The organism is Nocardia suismassiliense (assembly GCF_900269665.1).
Classification (GTDB): Bacteria; Actinomycetota; Actinomycetes; order Mycobacteriales; family Mycobacteriaceae; genus Nocardia; species Nocardia suismassiliense.
In genome coordinates this window covers 7,215,127-7,240,982 of record NZ_LT985361.1, presented here as the reverse complement: position 1 = coordinate 7,240,982, position 25,856 = coordinate 7,215,127, and the positions used below count along the sequence as shown (strand labels likewise).

General features: G+C 68.1%; 21 protein-coding genes and 1 pseudogene. 12 read left to right on the top strand and 10 right to left on the bottom strand.

Annotated features, from left to right (window positions below; genetic code table 11):
* Positions 1–260: 260 nt before the first annotated feature.
* Genes DBO33_RS32280 through DBO33_RS44230 form a run of 4 tightly spaced genes read right to left on the bottom strand, consistent with a single transcriptional unit; the run spans position 261 to position 5,077 of the window.
* Positions 261–1,151 (bottom strand): potassium-transporting ATPase subunit C, encoded by an 891-nt coding sequence (locus tag DBO33_RS32280; protein WP_107658414.1) that lies wholly within the window; start codon positions 1,149–1,151, stop codon positions 261–263.
* A gap of 1 nt (position 1,152) precedes the next feature.
* Positions 1,153–3,318, bottom strand: a complete 2,166-nt coding sequence (gene kdpB / locus DBO33_RS32275; RefSeq protein ID WP_107658413.1) for a potassium-transporting ATPase subunit KdpB — start codon at positions 3,316–3,318, stop codon at positions 1,153–1,155.
* 1 nt (position 3,319) lies between these two features.
* A complete protein-coding gene (gene kdpA, locus DBO33_RS32270; RefSeq protein WP_107658412.1) occupies positions 3,320–4,990 on the bottom strand; it encodes a potassium-transporting ATPase subunit KdpA in 1,671 nt (556 codons plus the stop codon).
* Positions 4,991–5,077, bottom strand: a complete 87-nt coding sequence (locus DBO33_RS44230) for a potassium-transporting ATPase subunit F (RefSeq protein ID WP_234391429.1) — start codon at positions 5,075–5,077, stop codon at positions 4,991–4,993.
* Positions 5,078–5,457: 380 nt separating this feature from the next.
* On the opposite strand from DBO33_RS44230, the gene DBO33_RS43205 reads away from it, so the two are divergent.
* From DBO33_RS43205 to DBO33_RS32230, 8 genes are all read left to right on the top strand, one after another.
* A complete protein-coding gene (locus DBO33_RS43205; RefSeq protein ID WP_159080643.1) occupies positions 5,458–5,616 on the top strand; it encodes a hypothetical protein in 159 nt (52 codons plus the stop codon).
* A 69-nt stretch (positions 5,617–5,685) separates the two neighbouring features.
* Positions 5,686–8,187 carry a sensor histidine kinase gene (locus tag DBO33_RS32260; RefSeq protein ID WP_107660782.1) on the top strand — a complete coding sequence of 834 codons (2,502 nt, stop codon included), beginning with the start codon at positions 5,686–5,688 and terminating at the stop codon, positions 8,185–8,187.
* Positions 8,188–8,243: 56 nt separating this feature from the next.
* On the top strand, positions 8,244–8,951 hold the full coding sequence (locus DBO33_RS32255) for a response regulator (protein ID WP_107660781.1): 708 nt from the start codon (positions 8,244–8,246) through the stop codon (positions 8,949–8,951).
* A 116-nt stretch (positions 8,952–9,067) separates the two neighbouring features.
* Complete coding sequence (locus DBO33_RS32250; protein WP_107658411.1) at positions 9,068–9,505, top strand: OsmC family protein; 438 nt, start codon at positions 9,068–9,070, stop codon at positions 9,503–9,505.
* Entirely contained in the window at positions 9,505–9,792 is a 288-nt protein-coding gene (locus DBO33_RS32245; protein WP_107658410.1) for an acylphosphatase, read from the top strand. Before DBO33_RS32250 ends, DBO33_RS32245 begins: the two co-directional genes overlap by 1 nt.
* Positions 9,793–9,823: 31 nt before the next feature.
* Positions 9,824–10,564: a hypothetical protein gene (locus DBO33_RS32240; protein ID WP_107658409.1), complete on the top strand. Its 741-nt coding sequence runs from the start codon at positions 9,824–9,826 to the stop codon at positions 10,562–10,564.
* Positions 10,564–11,745 carry a glutathionylspermidine synthase family protein gene (locus DBO33_RS32235; RefSeq protein WP_107658408.1) on the top strand — a complete coding sequence of 394 codons (1,182 nt, stop codon included), beginning with the start codon at positions 10,564–10,566 and terminating at the stop codon, positions 11,743–11,745. Before DBO33_RS32240 ends, DBO33_RS32235 begins: the two co-directional genes overlap by 1 nt.
* The gene (locus tag DBO33_RS32230) at positions 11,745–12,200 is read left to right on the top strand and encodes a DUF350 domain-containing protein (RefSeq protein WP_107658407.1); all 456 of its coding nucleotides are present in this window, start codon (positions 11,745–11,747) and stop codon (positions 12,198–12,200) included. Before DBO33_RS32235 ends, DBO33_RS32230 begins: the two co-directional genes overlap by 1 nt.
* Before the next feature lie 74 nt (positions 12,201–12,274).
* On the opposite strand, the gene DBO33_RS32225 is transcribed toward DBO33_RS32230, so the two are convergent.
* The 3 genes from DBO33_RS32225 to DBO33_RS32215 form a co-directional block, all read right to left on the bottom strand.
* Positions 12,275–13,438, bottom strand: coding sequence for a Cmx/CmrA family chloramphenicol efflux MFS transporter (locus DBO33_RS32225; RefSeq protein ID WP_107658406.1), 1,164 nt, complete (start codon positions 13,436–13,438; stop codon positions 12,275–12,277).
* A 244-nt stretch (positions 13,439–13,682) separates the two neighbouring features.
* Positions 13,683–14,306, bottom strand: coding sequence for an MBL fold metallo-hydrolase (locus DBO33_RS32220; protein WP_107658405.1), 624 nt, complete (start codon positions 14,304–14,306; stop codon positions 13,683–13,685).
* Positions 14,303–15,388 (bottom strand): S-(hydroxymethyl)mycothiol dehydrogenase, encoded by a 1,086-nt coding sequence (locus tag DBO33_RS32215; protein ID WP_107658404.1) that lies wholly within the window; start codon positions 15,386–15,388, stop codon positions 14,303–14,305. The genes DBO33_RS32220 and DBO33_RS32215 overlap by 4 nt, the downstream gene beginning before the upstream one ends.
* 198 nt (positions 15,389–15,586) lie before the next feature.
* Here DBO33_RS32215 and DBO33_RS32210 point away from each other — a divergent pair, with 198 nt between their 5' ends.
* Positions 15,587–16,012: a DUF1707 SHOCT-like domain-containing protein gene (locus DBO33_RS32210; protein ID WP_107658403.1), complete on the top strand. Its 426-nt coding sequence runs from the start codon at positions 15,587–15,589 to the stop codon at positions 16,010–16,012.
* A gap of 167 nt (positions 16,013–16,179) precedes the next feature.
* Here the strand turns inward: DBO33_RS32210 and DBO33_RS32205 are convergent, their stop codons facing one another.
* Positions 16,180–18,447 (bottom strand): hypothetical protein, encoded by a 2,268-nt coding sequence (locus tag DBO33_RS32205; protein WP_107658402.1) that lies wholly within the window; start codon positions 18,445–18,447, stop codon positions 16,180–16,182.
* Positions 18,448–18,934: 487 nt separating this feature from the next.
* On the opposite strand from DBO33_RS32205, the gene smc reads away from it, so the two are divergent.
* Complete coding sequence (smc, locus tag DBO33_RS32200; protein WP_107658401.1) at positions 18,935–22,549, top strand: chromosome segregation protein SMC; 3,615 nt, start codon at positions 18,935–18,937, stop codon at positions 22,547–22,549.
* Between the two features lie 134 nt (positions 22,550–22,683).
* On the opposite strand, the gene DBO33_RS32195 is transcribed toward smc, so the two are convergent.
* On the bottom strand, positions 22,684–23,595 hold the full coding sequence (locus tag DBO33_RS32195; protein ID WP_107658400.1) for an NmrA family NAD(P)-binding protein: 912 nt from the start codon (positions 23,593–23,595) through the stop codon (positions 22,684–22,686).
* A gap of 105 nt (positions 23,596–23,700) precedes the next feature.
* Between DBO33_RS32195 and DBO33_RS32190 the strand changes: the two genes are divergently transcribed.
* On the top strand, positions 23,701–24,474 hold the full coding sequence (locus DBO33_RS32190) for a TetR/AcrR family transcriptional regulator (protein WP_107658399.1): 774 nt from the start codon (positions 23,701–23,703) through the stop codon (positions 24,472–24,474).
* A 168-nt stretch (positions 24,475–24,642) separates the two neighbouring features.
* Here the strand turns inward: DBO33_RS32190 and DBO33_RS32185 are convergent, their stop codons facing one another.
* A complete protein-coding gene (locus DBO33_RS32185; RefSeq protein WP_040737431.1) occupies positions 24,643–25,032 on the bottom strand; it encodes a DUF2237 family protein in 390 nt (129 codons plus the stop codon).
* A 119-nt stretch (positions 25,033–25,151) separates the two neighbouring features.
* Between DBO33_RS32185 and DBO33_RS44225 the strand changes: the two are divergent.
* Positions 25,152–25,856, top strand: a pseudogene (locus tag DBO33_RS44225) (signal recognition particle-docking protein FtsY); the annotation flags it as partial.

The following is a 25,856-nucleotide window of genomic DNA, read 5'->3' as shown; positions in this document are numbered from 1 at the left end:
TCATCGTCGACGGGACATGGTGGGGCAAACCGCGAGTGGGCGCGGCATGGTGCCCCGTTCGGCGGGGTAGCCCGTGATCGACGGGGCATGGTGGCGGCGAACGTTGAGTGGGCGCGCTGTGATGTCCCGTTGGGCGGGGTGGCTCATGATCGACGGGACATGGTGGGGGCCAACAGCGAGTGGCCCGGCATGTGCGCCTCGGCGGTCAGGATATGCGAAAAGGCCGGTGACGGTGTGTCACCGGCCCTTCGTTTGTCAGGTCAGCCGCGGAACGGGTAGCGCTGGTCGAGGTCGAGGTTCAGTTCGACCACGTTGACGCGGGGTTCGCCGAGGAAGCCTAGGGCGCGGCCGGATGTGTGCGCGTCCACCAGTTGGCGCACCTGGTCCTCGGAGATGCTGCGGGCCTTGGCGATTCGGGCGATCTGGAGGTCCGCGTAGCGGGGCGAGATGTGCGGGTCCAGTCCGCTGCCGCTGGCGGTGACCGCGTCGGTGGGGACGGGGGTGTCGACGGTGGCGTCGCCGAAGATCGGGACGATCCGGCCGGCTGCGTAATCCGCACCGGGCTCGGCGCATTCGACCCGCACACCCTTGTATGTGGCCAGGAACGGCGTCGCCGGGCACGCCTCGTTGACGCTCACCACCTGCGTGGGCTGGGAGACCTCACCGTCGGCGTCGCGCGGCCCGATCACCGAAAGCACGGCCCCGACACCGTCTTTCGTGCAGAACGGCCGGGCGCCGTCGACCCCCTCACGGTCGCCGACCTCCTTGCTGCGTGCGCACACGGTGGACAGCAAACTCAGCTTCACCTTCGAGGGGTCGGCGTCGAGGGTGTCCACAATGCTCTCCGGGCCGAGGTTCGACGCGGAAGTGGCCATCGGGTCGTACCCGTGCTCGCCCGCCGCGGACGGACGGCTCTGGAAGTACTGCACCAGCGCCTTGCCGTCGGCGTCGGTGAACGACTGCCCGATCAGGCTGGAGCCGACGACCCTACCGTCGGCCGTGAGCAACGACCCGTCCGACTTGTCGTGCAGCCCTGGCAGCTGCGCAACCGCGAAAACCGCGAGGGGATAGATGATTCCGGTGATCGCGGTGAGCACGAGCAGCGCACGCAACGCGGCCAGGTGCTGCCGGACCCAAGTGGAGAGGCGCATGTCAGGACATCCCAGGGAGGAGTTGGACGACGAGGTCGATGAGCTTGATGCCGATGAACGGCGCGATGATGCCGCCGAGCCCGTAGATGGTCAGGTTGCGGCTCAACAACTTCGACGCGTTGCTCGGCGTGTAGTTCACCCCGCGCAGTGAGAGCGGGATCAGCGCCACGATGATGATCGCGTTGAAGATGACCGCGGACAGGATCGCCGACTGCGGGCTGTGCAGCCGCATGATGTTCAGCGCGTCCAGGCCGGGGAACAGCGCGATGAACAACGCGGGCAGGATCGCGAAGTACTTGGCGATGTCATTGGCGATGGAGAACGTGGTCAGCGCGCCGCGGGTGATGAGCAGCTGCTTGCCGATCTCGACGATCTCGATCAGCTTGGTCGGATCGGAGTCCAGATCGACCATGTTGCCCGCTTCTTTGGCCGCCGAAGTGCCGGTGTTCATGGCGACACCCACGTCGGCCTGGGCCAGGGCGGGCGCGTCGTTGGTGCCGTCGCCGGTCATCGCGACCAGCCGCCCGCCGTCCTGTTCCTTCTTGATCAGCGCCAGCTTGTCCTCCGGCGTCGCCTCGGCGAGGAAGTCGTCCACGCCCGCTTCGTCGGCGATCGCCTTGGCGGTCAACGGGTTGTCGCCGGTGATCATGACGGTGCGGATGCCCATCCTGCGCATCTCGTCGAAGCGTTCCCGCATGCCCTGCTTGACGACGTCCTTGAGGTGGATGACGCCGAGCAGCCGGGCGGTGCCGTCCCTGAGCTCGCCGACGACCAAAGGTGTTCCACCGGAGGCGGACACGCCGTCGACGATCACGCCGGCCTCGCTGGGCACGGTGCCGCCTTGTGTACGAACCCATTCGATGACCGCACTGGCCGCGCCCTTGCGCAGCTGGTGCCCGTCGGCCAGGTCGACGCCCGACATGCGGGTCTGTGCGGTGAACTCCACCCAGGTCGCGCCGGTCAGCTCGCCGGGCGTGCGCTCGCGTTTGTTGTACGCCTGCTTGGCGTAGACGACGATCGAGCGGCCCTCGGGTGTCTCGTCGGCGAGGCTGGACAGCTGGGCCGCGTCGGCCAGCTCGTCGGCCGAAATGCCCGGCACCGGAACGAACTCCGCGGCCTGCCGGTTGCCGAGGGTGATGGTGCCGGTCTTGTCCAGCAGCAGCGTGTTCACGTCACCGGCCGCCTCGACCGCGCGGCCGGACATGGCGAGCACATTGCGCTGCACCAGCCGGTCCATGCCCGCGATGCCGATGGCCGAGAGCAGCGCGCCGATGGTGGTCGGGATCAGGCAGACCAGCAGCGAGACCATGACGATGCCGGTGATGCCGTTGCCGTCCAGTGCCGAAGTATCCGGCACGCCAGGGTTGTTCGCCTTCGAGAAGATCGCCAGTGGCTGCAGGGTGACCACCGCGAAGACGAAGATGATGGTGAGCGAGGCGAGCAGGATGTTCAGCGCGATCTCGTTGGGCGTCTTCTGCCGGCTCGCGCCCTCGACCAGGGCGATCATCTTGTCGATGAAGCTCTTGCCCGGCTCCTGGGTGATCTGCACGACGATCCGGTCGGACAGCACGGTGGTGCCGCCGGTGACCGCGGAACGGTCGCCGCCGGATTCCCGGATCACCGGCGCGGATTCACCGGTGATCGCCGATTCGTCCACCGACGCAATGCCTTCCACCACGTCACCGTCGCCGGGGATGACCTGCCCCGCCTCGACGACGACGTGATCGCCGCGTTGGAGTTCCGGTGCGGCGACACCTTCCTCGACGATCGGCCCGCCGGGTGTCCAGTCCACCAAACGTCGTGCGACGGTGTCGGTCTTGGCTTTACGCAGCGTGTCGGCCTGCGCCTTGCCGCGGCCTTCGGCCACCGCTTCGGCGAGATTGGCGAAGATGACGGTGAGCCAGAGCCACACCACGATCGCCCAGGCGAAGAAGGTCGGGTCGGCGATCGCGAGCACGGTCGCCCAGACCGCGCCGATCTCGACAATGAACATCACCGGGTTGCGCCACATGGTGCGCGGGTCGAGCTTGCGTACCGCGTCGGGCAGCGAGGTGAGCAGCATCGTCGGGTCGAGCGCACCGCGCGCGACGCGTTTGTGTTCCAGCTGCTTCTTCGACTCGGTGAATTCGTCTGGAGCGCTGGTGATTTCGGTCGTTGGTGTGGTCATTTCAGTGGATTCCTTCAGCGAGCGGCCCGAGCGCGAGTGCGGGCAGGAAGGTGAGCGCGACCAGGATCACCGTCACACCGACGACCATGCCGATGAACTGTGGCCGGTGCGTCGGCAGCGTGCCGATCGACTCGGGGGTGTTGCCCTGCTTCGCCAGCGACCCGGCGAGCGCGAGCACGAAGATGATCGGCAGGAACCGGCCGAAGACCATGGCCAGACCCAGTGCGGTGTTGTACCACTCGGTATTGCCGGTGAGGCCGGCGAACGCGGAGCCGTTGTTGTTCGCCGCGGACGTGAAGGCGTACAACACTTCCGAGAGTCCGTGCGGCCCGGAGTTCAGCATGCCCGCGCGTTGACCGGGCAGCGCCATCGCGATCGCGGTGCCTACCAATACGATCAGCGGACTGACGAGGAAATACGAAGCGGCCAGCTTGATTTCGCGCGGGGTGATCTTCTTGCCGAGGTATTCCGGTGTGCGCCCGACCATCAGGCCCGCGATGAAGACGGTGATCACCGCGAGAATCAGCATGCCGTAGAGCCCGGAGCCCACGCCACCGGGCGCGACCTCGCCGAGCTGCATGTTGAACATCGTCATCATGCCGCCGAGGCTGGTGTAGGAGTCGTGGAACGAGTCGACCGCGCCGGTGGACGTCAGCGTGGTCGCGCCGGAGAACGTCGCCGAATTCGCTACGCCGAACCGGGTTTCCACGCCCTCCATGGACGCGCCGATGGCGGTGGGCACGGTGCCGTGGTGGGCCAGCTGGAAGATGTTGCTCAGCGTCACACTGATGATCGCGATCGTGCCCATCACCGCGACGATGGCAACGCCCTGCTTCTTGCTGCCGACCATCCGGCCGAAGGTGCGCGGCAGCGAGAAGCTGATCATCAGGATGAGGAAGATCTCGAGCCAGTTCGTCCAGGTGGTGGGGTTCTCGAACGGGTGCGCGGAGTTCGCGTTGTAGAAGCCGCCGCCGTTGGTGCCGAGTTCCTTGATGACCTCCTGGCTTGCCACCGGCCCGCCGGGGATGGTCTGCTCGGTGCCGTTCAGCGTCTGCGCGACCTGGTCGTGCAGGTGGAAGTTCTGGATCACGCCACCGGCGACCAGCACGATCGCGAACACGAAGGCGATCGGCAGCAGGATGCGGGTGGTTCCGCGCACCAGATCCACCCAGAAGTTGCCGAGATCGCCGGTGTGCCTGCGGGCGAAGCCGCGCACCAGCGCGACCGCGACGGCCATGCCGACGGCCGCGGAGACGAAGTTCTGCACCGCGAGCCCGGCCATCTGCACCAGGTGACCCTGGGTGGACTCGCCGGAGTAGTTCTGCCAGTTCGTATTCGTCACGAAGCTGACGGCGGTGTTCCAGGCCAGCGCGGGCGTCATCTCGGTGCCCGGGTCATTCAAATGCAGGGGCAGCCTGCCTTGCAGCAGCTGTAAGAAGAAGAGGAACAGGATGCTGACTGCGGAGAACGCCAGCACGCTGCGGGCATAGACGCCCCAGGTTTGCTCGACCTCGGGTTGCACGCCGATGGCTTTGTAGAGAACGCGCTCGGCGCGGGAGTGCTTGGTGTTGTTGTAGACCCGGTACATGTAGTCACCGAGCGGTACATGGACCAGGGCGAGCGCGATGATCAGGGACGCCGCGAAGGCGATCCCCGCCGTTGTCGTGTTCACCTAGAACCTCTCGGGGAAAAGCAGCGCCGCGACCATGTAGACCGCGACGGCGATGGCGAGAACCAGACCGATCAGGTTCGCGATCACAGCTTTTCCACCCCTCGCTGGATCAGGCTCAGCAGGGCGAAGATCCCCACGGTGAGCACCGTGAACACCACGACAGACATGTATGACCAACCTCCATCAAGCGCTCGTGTTGTGGAGCGCGCCTTGGCGAGTCAAGTCTTCGATTCGGCGCGTGCCGAGGTTCCTTACGACTCCTTTGCGCGCGAAACGGTTGCCTTTGCGTTTCGTTTACACCCCGGCCGGGGATAGCTGACAGGATGCCGTCAAAGAATGCGGCGATAGCGTCAACACACCGTAAAGATCGGCTCGATCTCCCTGCGTGGAGGTAGTAGTGGAGAGTCGGCCAGGCGGACCCCTCCAGCGCAACCGGCTGTTCGCATTGGTCACCAGAGAGGAACGTCATGTCGGCTGTCACCGTCGCCGTCATCATCGGGTTCGTATGTTGTGCGCTGTTGATCCGCGCGCTGGGCGCCCGCCGCGACGAGCGGCACGTGCCCGGCCTGGTCGTGGACGGCGACCGGACCCGCGTCGCAGAACCCGGTGCCTTCGATGTCCGGTGATCGGGCGCAGCGCGCCGGTCTGTGCCGCGGGTGCGCCGCGCCGGGACCGCGACACGCAATGATGGACGAGTGAAACGCGGCCAACTACGCATCTACCTCGGCGCCGCGCCGGGTGTCGGTAAGACCTACGCCATGCTCGGCGAGGCGCACCGGCGGCTCGAGCGCGGCCGTGACGTGGTGGCTGCGGTGGTCGAAACGCACGGCAGGGCCAAGACCGCCGACCTGTTGCAGGGGATCGAGCGGATACCGCCCAGGATGCTGGAGTATCGCGGCACGCTACTGCCCGAGCTCGATCTCGAGGCGGTGCTGAACCGCGCGCCCGCGGTCGCGCTGGTCGACGAGCTCGCGCACACCAATGTGCCCGGCAGCAAGCACGAAAAGCGTTGGCAGGACGTCGAAGAGCTGCTCGCCGCGGGGATCGATGTGGTCTCCACGGTCAACGTGCAGCATCTGGAGAGCCTCAACGATGTGGTCGAGCAGATCACCGGCATCCAGCAGCAGGAGACCGTGCCGGACGCGGTAGTGCGCGGCGCGGATCAGGTCGAGCTCGTCGACATAACCCCGGAAGCGTTGCGTCGCAGGCTGTCCCACGGCAACGTCTACGCCGCCGACAAGGTCGACGCGGCGCTGCGCAACTACTTCCGTCCCGGAAACCTCACCGCGCTAAGGGAATTGGCGCTGCTGTGGCTCGCCGACCAGGTCGACGCGGCGCTCGCGAAGTACCGGGCCGACCACAAGATCACCGATCTGTGGGAGGCGCGTGAGCGGGTGGTCGTCGCGGTGACCGGCGGCCCGGAGTCCGAGACCGTCGTGCGCCGCGCCAGCCGCATCGCGACCAAGGCCAGTGCCGAGCTTGTGCTGGTGCACGTCGTGCGCGGCGACGGGCTGGCCGGTGTCTCCACCGAACGGCTGGTACGGCTGCGCGAACTGGCCGCCAGCCTAGGGGCCTCGCTGCATACCGTCACCGGTGACAATGTGCCGAAAACACTGCTGGAGTTCGCCCGTGAGGTGAACGCGACCCAGCTGGTCCTCGGCACCTCCCGCCGCTCCCGGTGGGCGCGCATGGTCGATGAGGGTATCGGCTCGACGGTGGTGCAGCAGTCCGGCAAGATCGACGTGCACATGGTGACCCACGAGGAAGCCCACCGTGGCCTGCGCCGGGGCGGGCTCATGCCGCGTCAGCCGATCCGAGCCTGGCTCGCCGCGGTGCTCGTGCCGCTGGCGGTCTACGGAATCTGTGCCGTGTTCTTGGACGGCTACCTCAAACTCGGCGGTCTCAGTGCGTTGTTCTTCGTCGGCGTGGTCGCCGTCGCACTGCTCGGCGGCGTTGTCCCCGCGGCATTTTCGGCCTTACTCTCCGGGCTGCTGCTGAACTGGTTCTTCACCTCGCCGCGCTACAGCCTCACCATCGCGGAGCCGGACAACTTCGTCACCGTCGTGGTGTTGCTGTTCGTCGCGGTCGCGGTGGCGGCCCTGGTCGACGTGGCGGCCAAGCAGACCCGGCAGGCGCGGCGGGCCTCGCAGGAGGCCGAACTGCTGACCTTGTTCGCCGGTGCGGTGCTGCACGGCGCGGATCTGCCCAAACTGCTGGAACAGGTCAGGGAGACCTACGGGTTGCGCGCGGTCAGCATGGTGTGCGGCGAGCAGGTGATCGCCGCGGTGGGCCCGAATCCGCCGCAGCGCGCCGCCGACGCCGAAACCGCTATTCAGGCGGGCGACGCGTCCAGCTGGCTGCTGCTGGCCGGCCGTCCGCTGGCCTCGGCCGACCGGCCGGTGCTCAACGCCGTCGCCAACCAGGCGGCCGGGCTGGTCCGCCAATCGCGACTCGCCGAGGAGGCCAGCGCCGCCGCGGCCCTGCTCGAGGCCGACCGGTTGCGTCGCGCGCTACTGTCCGCGGTCAGCCACGATCTGCGCACGCCGCTGGCCGGGGCCAAGGCCGCCGTGTCCAGCCTGCGCAGCGACGACATCGAGTTCTCCGCCGAGGACACCACCGAATTGCTGGAAACCATCGAGGAATCGGTGGACCAGCTCACCGCGCTGGTCGGTAACCTGCTCGACTCGTCCCGGCTGGCCGTCGGCGTGGTGAAGCCACAGCTGCAACGGGTGTACATGGACGAGGTGGTACACCGGGCCCTGGTCAGCGTCGGGATGGGCGCGCGTGGGCTGCGGCGCGCGGCGATGGATCGGGTGAAGGTGGAGGTCGGCGATGTCTCGGTGCGCGCCGACGCCGGGCTGCTGGAACGCGTGGTGGCCAACCTGATCGACAACGCCCTGCGGCACGCGCCGCGCGACACACCGGTGCGGGTGACCGCCGAACGCGACGGCGCCCGCGTGTCGATCGCGGTGGTTGATGTCGGGCCCGGCGTACCGCCAGGGACCGAGGAACAACTTTTCGAGCCGTTCCAGCGGCTCGGCGACCGCGACAACACCACCGGCGTCGGGCTCGGCCTGTCGGTCGTGCGCGGTTTCGTCGAGGCGATGGGCGGCACCGTGCACGCCGAACCGACCCCCGGCACAGGATTGACCATGATCGTGGACCTGCCTGCCGACGAAACGGAAGCGAGCAGCTGATGATGGATACATCGACAGTAGGAGCCGCGCAGAACCGGACCACACAGGAAGCCGTGATGACCGAGAAGAAACAGGAAGCCCCGGCGATCAAGGTGCTGGTGGTCGACGACGAACCACAGATCGTGCGTGCGTTGCGGATCAACCTGTCGGTCCGCGGTTACGAGGTGATCACCGCCGAGACCGGCGCGGGCGCGCTGCGGGCGGCCGCCGACAAACACCCCGACGTGGTGATCCTCGACCTCGGCCTGCCCGACATCGACGGCATCGAGGTGCTGGCCGGGCTGCGCGGCTGGACCTCCGCGCCGGTGATCGTGCTGTCCGCGCGCACCGACTCGGCGGACAAGGTCGAGGCGCTCGATGCCGGCGCCGACGACTACGTCACCAAGCCGTTCGGGATGGACGAACTGCTGGCGCGGTTGCGGGCCGCGGTCCGGCGCGGGGCCGCCGACACCGACGCCTCCGATCCGGTCGTGGTGACCTCGTCGTTCACCGTCGATCTCGCCGCCAAGAAGGTGACCAAGAACGACGAGACCGTGCATCTCACGCCGACCGAGTGGGGGATGCTCGAGATGCTGGTGCGCAACAAGGGGAAGCTGGTGGGGCGCAAGGAGTTGCTACGTGAGGTGTGGGGGCCGGCGTATGCGACCGAAACCCATTATCTGCGCGTGTATTTGGCGCAGTTGCGGCGCAAGCTCGAGGATGATCCTTCGCATCCCAAACATCTGCTGACCGAGGCGGGGATGGGGTACCGGTTCCAGGAGTAGGTATGGGTCCGGTCGTGTTCGGGTGGTCGTTATCGTGCCGACCACCGGAATGCGAGACCAGCCTCGTCGCGTTGCCAGGCGTGAGCGAACTCCGACGACAATGGCAGGATCGAACCATGGTTGAACAGACTCCCGCACAGGCACCGACCGAGCTATGGGTCGAGCGCACCGGCACGCGGGCCTACACCGGGCGCAGCTCGCGCGGCGCCGAGGTGCTGATTGCTTCGCAGGGCGTGCCCGGAGCCTTCACCCCCGGTGAGTTGCTGAAGATCGCGCTGGCCGGTTGCTCGGGACTGAGCGCGGATTTCTCGCTCTCCCGCAAACTCGGCGATTCCTTTGACGCGACCATCCGCGTGTCCGGTGACGCGGATCGGGAGAACGAGCTCTACCCGCAGTTGGAAGAGACGTTCGAGCTCGACCTCAGCGAATTGGATCAGGAGGCGCGGGAGCGGTTGCTGGTTACCGTGCAGCGCGCCATCGACAAGGCGTGCACCGTCGGCCGGACTTTGCAGGCGGGGACGAAGGTGACTTTGTCCTTCGACGTCGAAGCCTGATGGGCGAATCCGACGAGCTCGCCCGGCTGAGTGCTTGGGTCCACGGCCGCGTCCAAGGAGTAGGTTTCCGCTGGTGGACACGGTCGCGCGCCTTGGAGCTCGGATTGACCGGGCATGCCACCAACGCGCGCGACGGGCGGGTGCACGTGGTCGCGGAGGGGCGGCGCGACGACTGCGCGCGTTTGCTCGAACTGCTACGTTCCGGAGATACACCTGGTCGGGTGACCTTGGTTGTGGAAAGCTGGGAGCCCGCGCGGGGTGATATGACCGGATTCGAGGAGCGGTAGTGGTGGGCCGGGATAGGACGAGGACTCGACAGTGAGCACGCACAATCCTGGCGACGAGCGTCCGGGGAACCAGCCGGACGAGTCCGCGGCGCAGCCGTCGGGGGCGCATGAGGCGACCCCCGCCGGGCCGAGTGAATCCGACCCGAATCTGGCCGGCCTCGCTGCCGCACCCGGACAACCGGCAGCCACCCCCGGCCAGCCCACCGACCTTCCGGAGTCGCCCGCACCGCCACGGCCGGGCAGCGTGCAGCGGCAGGAGCCCGGCGTCACCCAGCCGCGCCCGCCGACGGTGGCCGAGGCGCGGGCCAGAGACAAAGCGCGTAAGCGGGCCGCCGAAGCGCAGCGGGCCGCCGCCGCGGCTGATGACGCGAAGAAGCGCACGCGCAAGCGGGTGATGATCGGCGGTGTCGCGATCGTCGGGGTCGCCGCGTTGGTCGGCGGCGGTTACCTCGCCTACCGGGCGATCTCCGCGCCGGACAAGGTCACCGCGTCGTGTGTGAAGGTCGAGAACGGTCAGGAGATCGTGGTCGAGGACCGCTACTGCGGTGACGGACGCCCCGGCTTCGTCGGCGACGGCGGTATCAACCCCGGCCTGATCATCCTCGGCGCCGGGCCGCAGTACCGCTACTACTACGGCGGCACCCCCACCATCGGCAAGCCGCCCACCGGTGGCACCACGGTGAAACCCAAGAGTGCCGAGATAAAGACGAAGAGCGGCACCACCATTCAGCGCGGCGGGCTCGGCAGCAAGAGCACCGGCGGGGGATCGTAGTGCGGCGGATACGCAGTACGCCCCGGCCGGATTGGCAGCAGATCACCGAGAGCCAGGGCCTCGTCTACGGTGTGCCCGGTCGCGATGCCAGCGGTCAGCCACGGCCGTACTGGGACGAGTCGGTGCACTACGAGTTCGAGATGGACGAGATCCTCGCGCTCGAAGCCGATGTCGAGCTGCTGCATTCGATGTGCCTCAACGCCGTCGAACATGTCGTGCTCACCGAGCGGTTCAAGGATTTCGGTCTGCCCGAATGGAGTTGGGCACCGATCACCGAATCGTGGCGGCGCAACGACCCTTACGTGTACGGGCGGTTCGACCTGCGTTATGACGCGCGTCGTCCGGCGAAACTGCTGGAGTACAACGCGGATACGCCGACGTCGCTGCTCGAGGCGGCAATCGTGCAGTGGCACTGGCTGACCGCGCTCTACCCCGGCGGCGACCAATGGAATTCGTTGCACGAGAAGCTCGTCGAGCGCTGGACCGAACTGCGCGACACCCTGCCGACCGCCCAGCTGCACTTCAGCTGGTCCGGGGCCGACGCCACCGGCGAGGACAACGTCACCACCGCCTACATGCAGGAGACCGCCGCCGAGGCCGGGTTCGACACCATCGCGCTGCCGATCGAAGAGGTCGGATTCGACACGGAGCTGGAGCGTTTCGTCGATCTGGCCGAGGCGCCGATCGAGGCGATCTTCAAGCTCTACCCGTGGGAGTGGGCGCTCGACGACGACTTCGGTAAGCGGGTCGTCGGCAGTCTGCCGCAGACCATGTGGATCGAACCGCTGTGGAAGACGTTGCTCAGCAACAAGGCGATCCTGGCGATCCTGTGGGAGATGTATCCCGGGCATCCGAACCTGTTGCCCGCCTACCTCGATCAGCCCAACGAGCTCACCGAATACATCCGCAAGCCGAAGCTCGGTCGCGAAGGCGCCAACATGACCATCGTCGGCGCCGGCCTGGAAACCGCCACCGGCGGCATCTACGGCGAAGAGGGTTACGTCTACCAATTGCTGGACCCGCTACCGGAATTCGACGACATGCGCCCCGTGCTGGGCGCCTGGATGGTCGGCGACACCGCGGCGGGGCTCGGCATCCGGGAGACCGCCGGACTCATCACCGACGACGGCTCGGCCTTCGTCCCGCACCGCATCGTCACAACCACTTCGGAAGGATCATGATGACCGCAGTCGCCCTCGAATCGGGGTACTGGAGCTCGCTCGGCGAGGGCGTGGGAGCCATCATTCTCTACGCCCTCATCGGTCTGGTCCTGATGCTCGTCGGGTTCTACGCCATCGACCTGACCACCCCCGGCCACCTGCGCGGGCTCGTCATCGAGGGCAAGCCCAACGCGATCATCGTCACCGCCGCGGGCATGATCAGCATGGCCTTCATCGTCGTGCTCGCCATCCTGGCGGTCGGCAGCGGCGGCAAACTCTCCGAAGGCCTCATCGCCGCCCTCGTCTACGGCCTCGTCGGCATCATCGCCCAGGTGATCTCGGTCCGCGTCATCGAAAAAGTCCTCGGCATCGACATCGGCGCGGCCTTGCACGCCGACACCTACACCACCGAAGTCCTGGTAGTAGCCGCCGCCCACTTCGCCCTCGGCCTCGTAGTAGCCTTCGCCATCCTCTGACCCCGCCGTGAGTGGCACACCATGGTGTGTGCCACTCGACGTTTGCCACCGTCATGTGCCACTCACGGGCGTGGTCAGGGGGTGCTGGGCTGGCGCGTCGGGGTGAAGAGGGTGAGAGCGGTGGCTGCTAAGGCCAGTGCTGCGCTGGTCCATAGGGCGGATGTTGTTGTGCCCGTTGTGCTGATGGCCAGGCCTGCGGTGGCTGGGCCGAGGGCGGCACCGAGGTTGAGTGCTGCGGTGGCGAAGGCGCCGCTGAGGTGTGGGGCCGTTGGGGTTGCGGTGGTGACGATGCGGCCGATCACTGTGGCGCCGACGGCGAAAGAGGTGGCACCGCTGATTGTTGCCATGATCAGGAGGCCGGGTAGGTAGTCGGCGATCAGGGCGGTTGTGGTCCAGATGATCAGTAGGGCAACTGGTCCCGTCGAGAGGATGGTGGGGGCGGATCGGTCGGCGTAGTGGCTGGCGAGGGTGACGCCGAGGAAAGATCCGATCCCGAAGAGGGCAAGCATTATCGGCACCCAGCCGGGTCCTGCTTCGCTGATGTTGGTGGTGATCACCGCGAGATAGGTGAAGGCGGCGAAGGTCGCCGCGTTCACCCCTGCGCCGAGTACCAGCAGGATTCGCACGCGCGGCAGACTGAGCGTGCGCCACTCGCCCCAGAGGGAACCGCCGTCGGTCGCTTCCGTTTTCCCGGGTTCCGTACGAACCAGCGACCAAGTGCCCAGCAGCGCAGGCACACTCACGACGACGACTGCCCAGAAGGCCGAGCGCCAGCCGAGTGCTTGGCCGAGGAAGGCGCCCGCGGGGACGCCGGCAATGCAGGCCAGTGTCACGCCGGACAGGATGATGGAGGTCGCTCGTCCGACCCGATGCGGACCGGCGAGCGCGGGGAGCGCGGCGAGGGCGACCGCGAGGAATCCGGCGTTCGCTACCGCCGCGACCACGCGGGTGGCGAGCAGCACGCCGAAGGTGGTGGTGAGTGCGCCGACGACGTGCGCGGCGATGAACAACGACAAGCATCCGGTCAGCGCGTACCGGGCAGGCCAACGACCGGCGACCATCGCCATCAGTGGCGCGCCGACGATCATTCCGACGGCGAAAAGCGATGTCAGTAACCCGGCTGAACCGAGCGAAACTCCGACATCCGCTGCGACGGGCTCGAGCAGCCCCGACAGCATGAATTCCGATGTCCCCTGCGCGAATACGGCGACACCCAAGACGAATATGACAACAGGCATGCAAAGACTCCCAGACTCTGTTCGACACCACGCCGCCCTCCGGCGCACAGCGGCAACGGAGGGTGGCAGAGCAGAAATCGCCCCCATGGGACGACGTTCAGGGCCGAACGACCGGGTCGGCAGGTCGATTCGCGCATGGCGAGGGACGCCACCTGGTCGTTCGACAGGTGGCTAGAGTCTGGACGCCTCGGGAGAAGTCACGCCCGGCACCATAACAACGGCACCGGGGGTGACGGCAAGGGAATTAGTGGCCCCGGGCGATCCATTCGGCGAGAGAAGGCTTTTCGGCGCCGATCGTGGTGGTGCCGCCGTGCCCGGTGTGCACGGTGGTTTCCTCAGGGAGGGTGAGTAGCCGGTCGCGGATCGAGGCGATGATGGTGTCGAAGTCGGAGTAGGAGCGGCCGGTGGCGCCGGGACCGCCGGAGAACAGGGTGTCGCCGGTGAAGAGCGCGGCGGCTTCGGGCAGGTGCAGGGAGACCGAGCCGGGGGAGTGGCCTGGCGTGTGCAGGATGTCGATGTCGGTGTCGCCCACGGTGATTCGGGCAGTGTCGGCCAGCGAGCGGTAGTCGACGTCCGGATGGGTCATCCGCCACAGCGGGTCGTCGGCGGGGTGCAGCAGGATGGGGGCGTCGAGCCGGGCACTCAATTCCGGTGCGACCGTGACGTGGTCGTTGTGGCCGTGCGTGCACAGGATGGCGACGACGTTGCGGGTGCCGACGGCCTCGGCGATCGCGTCCGCATCGTGCGCGGCGTCGACGACGAGGACGTCGTGCTCGTCGCCGATGAGCCAGACGTTGTTGTCCACGTCCCAGGTGCCGCCGTCGAGGGAGAAGGTGCCGGAGGTGACGATGCGTTCGATGTTCGTCACAGGACCACCACCGAGCGGAGCACATCGCCGGTGTGCATCGCGGCGAACGCCGCCTCCACCTGGTCGAGTGAGATACGTTCGGTGACAAAGCGTTCCAGTGGCAGACGGCCCTGCAGGTGCAGGTCGACCAGGGTCGGGAAGTCGCGTTCGGGCAGGCAGTCGCCGTACCAGGAGGACTTCAGTGCGCCGCCGCGAGAGAAGAGGTCGATCAGCGGCATGTCGAGGGTCATGTCCGGCGTCGGGACGCCGACCAGGACCACGGTGCCCGCCAGGTCGCGAGCGTAGAACGCCTGCTTCCAAGTTTCCGGTCGGCCGACCGCCTCGATGACGACGTCGGCGCCGAAGCCGTCGGTGTACTCCTGGATCTTCTCGACCACGTCCTCGGTGGTTGCGTCGACGGTGTGGGTCGCGCCGAAATCGGTGGCCCAGTCCAGCTTCTGCTTGTCCCGGTCGACCGCGATGATGGTCTTCGCACCGGCCAGCCGCGCGCCGGCGATGGCGGCGTCGCCGACACCGCCGCAGCCGATCACCGCGACGGTGTCGCCGCGGGACACATTGCCGGTGTTCATCGCCGCGCCGATGCCGGCCATCACGCCGCAGCCGAGCAGTCCGGCGACCGCGGGGTCGGCGGCGGGATCGACCTTGGTGCACTGCCCCTCGTGCACCAGCGTCTTGTCGACGAAGGCGCCGATGCCGAGCGCGGGGCTCAGTTCGGTGCCGTCGGTGAGGGTCATCTTCTTGCTCGCGTTGTGGCTCGCGAAGCAGTACCAGGGACGGCCGCGCTTGCAGGCCCGGCACTCGCCGCAGACGGCCCGCCAGTTCAGCACCACGTAATCGCCGACCTCGACGTGGGTGACCGCGTCGCCGACGGTCTCGACGAGGCCCGCGGCCTCGTGCCCGAGCAGGAACGGGAACTCATCGTTGATGCCGCCCTCGCGGTAATGCAGGTCGGTGTGGCAGACGCCGCAGGCCTGCACCCGCACCACCACGTCGTGCGGGCCGGGATCGGGGATCACCACGTCGACGATCTCGACCGGCGCGCCTTTGCTGCGGGCGATGACACCGCGCACGGTTTCCGACACCTATGCCTCCTAGGAGATTTCGTCGACGCGGACCCTGTGCGCCCGCGAGCTGAGCACCGTCCATACTGCCGCGCTCGGCAGGGCGGCACCACCGCCGGGTGGCATCGAGCGGCCGAGGGGTTGACATTCCATAGTGGAAGGTTCATGCTGGGAAATATTCCACTATGGAAGGTGGAACCGTCGAGAAGGAAATTCGGTATGGACATATCGCCCGGTACCCGCGCCTCGAACGCTGAACGTGAGAAGGTGGTGCGCTTGCTCGCCCGGCACCTGGAGGACGGCCGGATCGACCTCGCCGAGTACGACGAGCGCGCCGCGAAGGTCTACGCGACCACGACCACGGACGATCTGCAGCTGGTGCTGTCGGATCTGCCCAAGCTGCCGAAAGAGACTGTGGGGAAAGCGGACTCGGGATCTCGCATCCCGATCTGGCAGAAGATCGAAGGCAGCAGCTGGCTCGGTGTCAGCGTGCTCGTCCTGCTGATCTGGGGTGCTATCTCGCTGAGCGTTGGCGAATTCACCTACCCGTGGCCGATCTGGGTGATCGGGCCGTGGGGTGCGGTTCTGGTGTTCCGCATGCTGACGGGGTTCGAGTCGGGCCGGTGCTCGCGCTACGTGCGTTGAGCGCGGTCGCTCGGATCGAGGTGCTCACCTCAGTTGAGCGGGGTCACCTGAGGTGAGCAGGGTCAGCTGACGAGGGTCGTCGGCGTGTGGCACCTGTGTGCAGCGGCTAGTTCACCCTCGGTGCCGGAACCTCGGAGGTGGCGGCAGCTGCGCGAAGAGTGAACCGGCTATGGCCGACGTGGCGTAGCGCTGTGCGATTGCGCGTGCCGACCTGTGCCCGCGGAATTCGGTGGCGGGCTCGACCGGCGGTGCCGGCGCGCGGGCGGCTCGTCGTACTCGGCGGGCGACTGATCCGCCCAGCGGGAGTATTCGTCGCGCTGCTCGGGCGGCGCCTGCCGCTGACGAGGCATGGATCGCTCGGGCCAGGACGGCTCGGCATTCGGCGCGGGGCGTTGCCGGGATGGCGAAAGCGGCTCGTAGCGCGGGGCTGCCGGGTAATCGTCCGGCAGGGGTGAACTGCCTCTGCGCTGCAGCGGCATCGGGCTGTCTGGTTCCCTGTGCCGCGAATGGTGTTGGGGCTGAGCGGCATCCCTTCGATACGGCCGCTCCGCCGGCGCGAGTGAGGGGTTCTCCAGCTGCGCCTGGATCGCGTCGAGGCGCTCTCGCCGTGCCCGCGCGGCGGCCGGGTCCTCGTACGGCGACCGCGCGGGTTCGGAGTCGTGTTGCGGCCATTCGGTGTCCGGCTGAGCGTGCTGAGACCGTTTGGAGTTGCGCCGCTCGAGTGGGGGACGTGCGATCTCGTCCCGGGTCGGCCAGTGCGGTGCGGGATGTTCGTAAGACGGTGCGGGATTCTCGTACGGCAATGCGGGGTTGCTGTAGGAAGGTGCGGAATTGCCGTAGGACGGTGCACGATCCTCTTGCCACGATGCCGCAGCCTCGTACGGAGGTGCCGCGGGCGCGAAGTCGTCACGCGGCGAATATGTCGGTGCGGCGGAAGGCCACTGTGCGCGAGCAGGTTCCGGTTCCCCGTAAAGCGAGCGAGCGGCTTGAAAATCTTCGTGCGGCGTATGCGCGGCGGCTCCCGGATTCCACTGTGCGCGCGCTGGTTCCGGCTGTTCGTAATGTGACCGGGCGGGTTCGTAGTCCTCGCGAGGCGAGTACGCGGCAGCGTCGGAATGCCACTGTGCGCCGGTAGATTGCGGCTGTTCGCGAGGTGACCAGGCGGGTTCATATTCTTCGCGAGGCGAATGCGGGGTGACACCGGAATTCCACTGTGTGCCAGCTGGTTCAGGCAGCCCATAAGACGACCTGGCTGGCTCGTACTCTTCGCGGGGCGGATACACGGCGGCCCCCGAACTCCACTGTGCACGCGCTGGTTCCGGCTCCTCGTGCAGCGGTCGGACCGGCGCGAAGTCTTCGCGTGGAGTGGGAGCCGGGGAACGCCACGGTGCGGGTTCCGTACTGGGTGCGGGCGCAATCTCCTCATACGGTGCGCTTGCCTCGGCGTGCCACCGGGAGTGCGCGGGCTCCGGATCCCGCTGCGGCCAGCCGGGTCCGGCGTCTTCATCCCGAAATCCTGCGGGTGCGAGAGCGTCTCGCCGTGCGCGCGCCGGTACGTCCGGCTCGACGGAATCTTCATCGAATACCGGCGCGGCATTGCGGTACTCGCGACCGGGCGGCGGCCCGTTGCGGTGCTCCCGCGCGGAAACGGACACGTCGCGCCGGGGCACCGGGTGGGGGAGGCCGGGCTGCAGGATCGGGAGTTCCCGGGTTTCCTGCGTGGCGCTGACACCCTTCTCGCGATAGGTAGCCGGAATGTCGTGCGCGCGCAGCCAAGCACCGGGATCATGCCTGCCGTGCCGATCCAGTTGCGGGACAACGTCTTCGAGCAGTTCCAGGATCTCGCCTTCGTCATCACCGAGGGCGGCCCGGATCTCGGGAAAGGTATCGGGGTGGAAGATCCACATCCATTCGTAGGCGGGATAGGTGCCGCCCAGATCGTGACCGTGGAAGATGAGATCGCCGGACCGAGCGATCTTGGCGCGCATCGACCAGCCCTCGGATTCGACCAGGAACTCCCGGTTTTCGGCGCGATCCTTGCCCGCCCCGGCGCGACTCTTCGCCCCCGCGAGACCGTGCGCCCCCGCACGGCCCTTCGCCCCCGCACGACCTGTCGCCCGCGCAGGATCTTTGGTCACCGCACGATCTTTGGCGCGCCCCCCACGCAGCTCCGCCCGCCCCCTACGGCTTTCGGCCCGCACCACCTGAGGCTCGTCCGCATCCTCATCGAGATAGTCGGTCAACTTGACCTCGAACCAAGCCGCCCCCAGCCCGGCGGCCAACAGCGTGCCCGCGATGGCGACCTCAACCCACTTGTCCGCCAGCAGCGCGCTCTTGCTGTTCTCACACGCATAGAGGAACAGCAGGCTACCGAGCAGCAGCAGCGCGATGCGGGCAAGCCGGAACGCCGTACTGGTCCCGGCTGGGGCTGGCATCCTGTGGCGCTCCAAACATTCCCGCTGGCGAATCAGACTGGATCGTATGCGGCGACGTCGCCGTGTGGCAGGGCGTGCGGCGAGTCGGTCGGTCTATTGGTGTAAAGGTTCCGCTGAGGTCGAACAAGATGCCCGCATTCGTTACCTGCGGGCGGCCCGCGTGTCGTCCGCGCGCGTTATGGTCCCGCATGTGGTGGGCGCGTCGGTCGCGGCATCGGATCCGGTGCGGTAGACACTAGGGACGACGCGTCCGGCAAACTTCGGGCACATTGAAATACGGGATATCGCGGGATGACTCGATAACCTACGTGTGTCGCCGAACCGCCGCGCGGCCACGGGGGCCGTCCCGCGTCCGCGGTGCTCGGCCCTCGATGGATACCATGACTGGTCGCCCGCCTCTGTTGATCAGGCAGAACGGGTCGGCGTGCGCGACGGGTCCGGCAACGGGCAGCTTGCGGAACCGACGAAAACGGAAAGGTCGTCGAACTTGCATCTCAAGAGCCTGACGTTGAAGGGCTTCAAGTCCTTCGCGTCCGCGACGACGCTGCGCTTGGAGCCGGGGATCACCTGTGTGGTCGGTCCGAACGGCTCCGGCAAGTCCAATGTGGTCGACGCGTTGACCTGGGTCATGGGCGAGCAGGGCGCGAAGGCGCTGCGCGGCGGCAAGATGCAGGACGTGATCTTCGCGGGCACCGCGGGCCGGGCGCCGCTCGGCCGCGCCGAGGTCACCCTCACCATCGACAACTCCGACGGCGCACTGCCCATCGACTACGCCGAGGTGTCCATCACCCGGCGGATGTTCCGCGACGGCGCCGGCGAGTACGAGATCAACGGCAGCTCCTGCCGGCTGATGGATGTGCAGGAACTGCTCAGCGACTCCGGCATCGGCCGCGAGATGCACGTCATCGTCGGGCAGGGTCAGCTCTCGGCCATTCTGGAATCGCGCCCGGAGGACCGGCGCGCGTTCATCGAAGAGGCCGCGGGCGTGCTCAAGCACCGCAAGCGCAAAGAGAAGGCCGTCCGCAAGCTCGAGGCCATGCAGGCCAACCTGGCCCGCCTCACCGACCTCACCACCGAACTGCGCCGCCAGCTCAAACCGCTCGGCAGGCAGGCCGAGGTGGCCCGGCGCGCGCAGACCGTGCAGGCCGACCTGCGCGACGCGCGCCTGCGCCTGGCCGCCGACGACCTGGTGACCCGCCGCGGCGAACTGGAGAGCCAGCAGAGCAAGGAAGCCTACGCGCGCGAGCAGCACATCAACGTGCAGAGCGAACTCGACGCCGCCAATGCCGCACTGGCGCAGCAGGAATTCCAGCTGTCCCGGCTGACGCCGAGCGCCGAGGCCGCCGCCCAGATCTGGTTCCAGCTGTCCGCGCTCGCCGAGCGGGTCAACGCGACCATCCGCATCGCGCAGGACCGCGCCCGCCACCTCGACACCGAGACGCCGGTCGGCAGCGGACGCGACCCGGAGCAGCTGGAGGCCGAAGCCGAGCGGGTGGAGGCCGAGGAGGCGGAGCTGCGCGAGGCGGTCGAGATCGCGACGGAGACGCTGGAGGCGGCCCGCGACGCGCTGGCCGAACGCGAGCACTCCGCCAAGGCCGCCGAGCAGGCGCACCTGGCCGCGGTCCGGGCCATCGCGGACCGGCGCGAAGGTGTCGCACGGCTGGTCGGCAAGGTCGACACGCTGCGCACCAGGGCCCAGTCCTACGACGGCGAGATCGCCCGGTTGACGACGGCGATCGCCGACGCGAGGAACCGCGGCGAGGCCGCACAGACCGAATTCGATGCGGTCCAGGCCGAACTCAGCGAGCTGGACGCCGGCGAGGCGGGCCTGGACGCACAGCACGAGCACGCGGTGCAGGCGCTCGCGCTGGCCGATCAGCGGGTGACCGAACTGCGCGAACAGGACCGCGAGGCCAGCAAACGGGTTGCGTCCCTGACGGCGCGGATCGAAGCGCTCGGCATGGGCCTGGCCCGCCGGGACGGTGCCGCCTGGCTGGTGGAGCATCGGTCGCAGGGTCTGCTCGGGCCGCTGTCCGGACTGCTGCGGGTGCACGGCGGGTTCGAGGCCGCGGTCGCCGCCGCGCTCGGTCCGCTCGCGGACGCCGTCGCGGCGGACACCGGCGAGTCGGCGCACGACGCCATCCGCGCGTTGAAGGACGCCGACGGTGGGCGCGCCGCACTGGTATTCGGCGCCGATGGCGTTTCCCGTCCGCAGCTCGGCCCGCTGCCGGGTGCGGCGCGCTGGCTCACCGACGTGGTCGAGTGCCCGGACGGCGTGCGCGGCGCGATCACGGCGTTGACCGCCGGTATCGCCGTCGCCGACGACCTGGCCACCGCCAGGGCCGTGGTCGCGGCCAGACCGGACGTGCGCGTGGTCACCCGCGACGGCGACCTCACCGGAACCGGTTGGCTGCTCGGCGGATCCGATCGCGCACCGAGCCAGCTGGAGATCCAAGCCGACATCGACAACGCCAAGGCCGATCTCGTCGCGGCACAGCGGCGGGCCGAAAAACTCGAGGCGGCGCTGTCGGGCGCGCTCGCCGAACAGGCCGATCGCAAGGACGCCGTCGACCAGGCGCTGCTCGCCCTGCACGAATCCGACCAGTCACTGGTCGCCATCTACGACCGGCTCGGCAGGCTCGGCCACGCCGCCCGCACCGCGCAGTCCGACAGCGAGCGGCTGCTCGCGCAACGCACCGAGACCGAGACGGCCCGGGAGGAAGCACTCACCTCGCTCGCCGAGATCGAGGACCGGCTGCGCAACGCCGAGCTCGAACAAACCGAGATCGACTCCGACGGCGCCACCGCGGGCACCGAGTCCGCGGGCCGCGAACGCGAGGAGGCCGCGGCCGCGCTGGCCGAGGCGCGGTCGATGGAGGTGGAGGCGCGCCTTTCCGTGCGCACCGCCGAGGAACGCGCGGAATCGGTTCGCGGCAAGGCGGATTCGCTGCGCCGGGCGGCGCGTGCCGAACGCGAGACGCGGGCCCGCGCCGAACGTGCCCAGGCCTCGCGCAAGAAAGCCGCCGAAGTCGCCGCCGCGGTCGCGGAATCCGGGGCCAAGATCGCCGCGGAACTGGAAAAGGTGGTCGCCGAGGCCGGTACCCGGCGCGACGACCTGGTCCGCCGTCGTGGCGAAGCCGCCGCCCAGGTCGAGCAGGTCAAGGAGCGGGTGCGCGCGCTGTCCACCCAGCTGGCCCAGCTCACCGACGCGGTGCACCGCGACGAAGTGGCGAAAGCCCAAGCGGCGCTGCGCATCGAGCAGCTCGAGACCACCATCTCCGAACAGTTCGGCATCGCCCTCAACGATCTGATCGCCGAGTACGGCCCCGACGTGCCGCTGCCGCCGTCGGACCTGGAGTGGCAGGAGTACGAGCAGGCCCAGGAGCGCGGCGAACAGGTCACCGCGCCCGCGCCGATGCCGTACGACCGGCCCACCCAGGAACGCCGCGCCAAACGCGCCGAGAAGGACCTCGCCACCCTCGGCAAGGTGAATCCGCTTGCGCTGGAAGAATTCGCGGCACTCGAGGAGCGCTACAACTTCCTGGCCACCCAGCTCGAAGACGTCAAGAACGCGCGCAAGGACCTGCTCGAGGTGGTCGCCGAGGTGGACGCCCGGATCCTGCAGGTGTTCACCGAGGCGTGGGAGGACGTCGAGCGAGAGTTCGTCGGCGTGTTCTCGAAACTCTTCCCGGGTGGCGAGGGCAGGCTGCTGCTCACCGACCCGTCCGACATGCTCACCACCGGCATCGAGGTGGAGGCCCGGCCGCCCGGCAAGAAGGTCAAGCGGCTGTCGCTGCTCTCCGGTGGTGAGAAGTCGCTCACCGCAGTCGCCTTGCTGGTAGCCATCTTCCGGGCCCGCCCGTCCCCGTTCTATGTGATGGACGAGGTCGAGGCCGCGCTCGACGACACCAACCTGCGCCGCCTCATCGGGCTGTTCGAGCAGCTGCGGGAGAAGAGCCAGCTGATCGTCATCACCCACCAGAAGCCGACCATGGAGATCGCCGACGCGCTCTACGGTGTCAGCATGCGTGGTGACGGCATCACTCAGGTGATCTCGCAGCGGATGCGCGGGGAGAACCTGGCGCCGGTGGGTGCGGCGTAGACCCAGCGCACCGGGCTGCGCTGCAAGCAGTTCAGCTGGCGACGCCAGGATGCGGCTGCTCCGGCAGTGCTGACTCTGGCGGACCGTACCCACGACCACGCCGGCGGTATGCCGACGCCCTTCGGCGGCCTGCTTCAGCGCAGCGCGCTCACGCTGTCCAGTAGGGATTTGATCTGGGCGGCACCGGTTTCGGCGAGCCAAGTGTCGAATGTGCGCAGTCCGGGGTGGATTTCGCGGGTGGCCGCGACGTCGGCGTGCCAGCCGCCGGTGGCTCGCACGAGACGCCAGGTGTGCGCGATCATCTCGCCGAGCTCGGCGGCGGCTGCTTCGTCGAGCTCCTCGTAGCGGACGGGGTAGCCGGTCGCCGCGGTGATCGCTGCGGCGGCGTCCGGTGGGGTGAGGGCATCGCCGGCGAGCTCGAGGGTTCGGCCGTGGAAGCGGTCGGGGTCGGCGAAGGCCAGCGCGGCGATGTCGGCGATATCCGCCAGCGCAATAACTTTCAGCGGTCGGTCTGCCGGGAACAGGTGCCGGTGGACGCCGTCGACGATGCCGTCGATCGGCATACCGCGCATGAGGTAGTTCTCCATGAAGCGGACCGGGCGCAGCAACGTGTAGTGGGTGCCGGCGGCGGCGACGGCCTCCTCGATGCGAGTCTTGCCGTCCGCACCCCAGGCGTCGTCGGAGTTGAACGAGGCGATGCCGGTGAACACGATCTGCTCGACCCCGGCCCGGCTCGCCGCGTCGACCAGGGCGATGCCGCGCTGCGCTTCCCGGTCGACATCCCAGCCCTGCGGGTCGTAGACGGCGGGCGGCACCGCGAAAAGTGCTGTGACACCGGCGAGTGCAGCGGACAGTGTGTCGGGGGAATCGAAGTCGCCGACGGCGAGCTCCGCGCCGGCCGCGGCCAAGGCCTGGGCGGCGGGCGCGTGCGGGTCGCGAACCAGCGCCCGCACCGCGGTGCCGTCGGCCAGCAGCCTGCGGGCGGTCGCGCCGCCCTGCTTGCCGGTGGCTCCGGTGACCAGGACAAGGTTGTGCTGAGGGGACATGCCTGCCTTCTCTGTCGATAGAATCGGGTCGGGCGACCCGCATTTCGGACCATACGGGCGCTGGGACCCGGTTCGCCAGGTCACGCAAGGGAAGGCCGTAACGAAATGAGTGCTCGCGCCGAGGCCGCGCCAAGTCCTGCCGCGCGGGCCGACGCCAGGCGCAACCGCTCGCTGGTGCTGGCGGCCGCGCAGCGGGCGTTCGCTGAACAAGGCCCGTCGGTGTCGCTGGCCGAGGTGGCTCGGCGGGCCGGTGTCGGGGCGGGCACCGTCTATCGGCACTTTCCGACGAAATTCGATCTGCTGGAAGCGGTTATGCAGCAGCGGGTCGACCGGCTGGCGAAGCTGGCCGCTGCCTACCTCGAGGCGCCGGATCCGGGCGCGGCCTTCTTCGAGTTCTGTACCGAGGTGGTGGTGTCGACACCGGGCAATGAGGCGCTGTGCGAAATGGTGCAGTCCGACGACGGCTGGCCACGGGCCCTGCTGATGAGTGCGGGGGAGCGTTTCCATCGGGCGCTGGGGGCGCTGCTGCTGGCCGCACAGCGGCAGGGCGCGGTTCGCGGCGACATCGAAGTGCCCGATGTGCTGGCAATTTTCACCGGCTCTGTTGCCATCCAACGGCTTCGGCGATCCGAAGGGCGACTCGACCGCGCGGCCGCGTTGGTCCTCGACGCGATGCGCACCACGCCGGTCGTAACGAATCGCTCGGCGGACGCTGATATCCGTAACGAATCAGCGGATAGTAACGAAACCGGCGACCCCCGCTGCCCGGTATGCGACGCGCAGGTTCGGCACACCGGAACCGGCCGCCGCCCCCGCTACTGCTCGGCGGCGTGCCGCCAAAAAGCGCACCGCCAACGCGCCGCCGCCCGCCGACCATGATCGACGGGACATGGCGGCGGGCCGGAACGGCGTGTCGCCGCCGCTATGTCCCATTGATCATGAAGAGGTTCGACTGGGGCTGTGATTTGAATCGCTTTGTCTGGGGACGGGACCGGATGGCACATAAGTGACACGTGCCATCAGCGGTCGTGGCCCGGATGGGCGTGCTTACAAGAGGTCGCTGACGTCGTTGGGGACGTCTACGGCGTACTTGCGCAGGATGTCCATCGAGATCACTTCCAGGGCGTTTTCGTGCGTGGCGGCCAGCACTACGGGTGCGGCGACACCGTCCTCATGCGCGTGTAGCCACCGCACGGCCACCACGCACCACCGGTCTCCTGGCTGCAAGCCCGGAAAGTTGTTCTCCGGGCGCGGCGTACTCAGATCGTTGCCGATAGACGCCTGGTGCTCCAGGAATTCGGCCGTGACGACGGTGCACACGGTGTGGCTACCGAGATCCTCCGGCCCGGTGCTGCAGCAGCCGTCCCGGTAGAAGCCGGTGAGAGGATCGGTGCCGCACTCTTCCAGCGGCCCCCCAAGCACGTTTCGATCGGTCACGTCGCCGATCCTATTGCCACCTCGCGAGAAGTTCCGCAGGACAAGAAATCTCGGGGGTTGTGTCTCTGCGCCGGGGCGGCGTGGTAAAGCGGGTCGGTCCGTTCTGCAAGGATGGGCGCGTGAGTGCCGAAGCCTGGATCCTGATCGCCGTGGCCGCTGCCCTGCTGCTCGTGGTGCTTGTTGTCGGTTTTGTCCGATACAAGCGCTCGCGGGTGTCACTGACGCCGCCAGCCGCCGACAAAGAGCTGACCGACAAGTCGGGTGGCTACGCGGCGTCCGGTGGGTTCAGTTTCAGTCAGGGTGGCACCGCGACCAAACCCAAGCCCGAGCCGCTGCCGGTCGAGCGCACCGACACCGACGGACAGCCGCACGTCGGTGACGACGCGGCCATCCCGCGGGACGCACCGAAGCGGGGGATCACCAACGTTCCGCTGCCGGAGGCCGACATTGTCGAGGCGCCGGAAACCGAGTCGGCCGGAGCAGATACTGCCGCCGACACGGAAACCGCGCCGAAGGAAACAACGGGGTCGGTAGAGACCGGCACGGTCGGATCGGAAACCGCTCCCGCCGGACCGAGTACTGCGTCCGCGGGTTCGAGTGCCGCCGCCGCTGAATCCGATGCTGCGCCGGTTGAGTCGGGCACCGCGCCTGCTGAGTCGGCCACTGCTGAATCCAGCACCACCCCTGCCGAATCCGACACCACCTCCGCTGACTCGGGAACCGCACCAGCCGACCCGAAAGCACCCCCGACCGGACCGACCAAAGCCCGGAAGGGCACCGGCACGGCGCCGTCCGACACGGATGCGACCGCAGCCGTGTCGGAG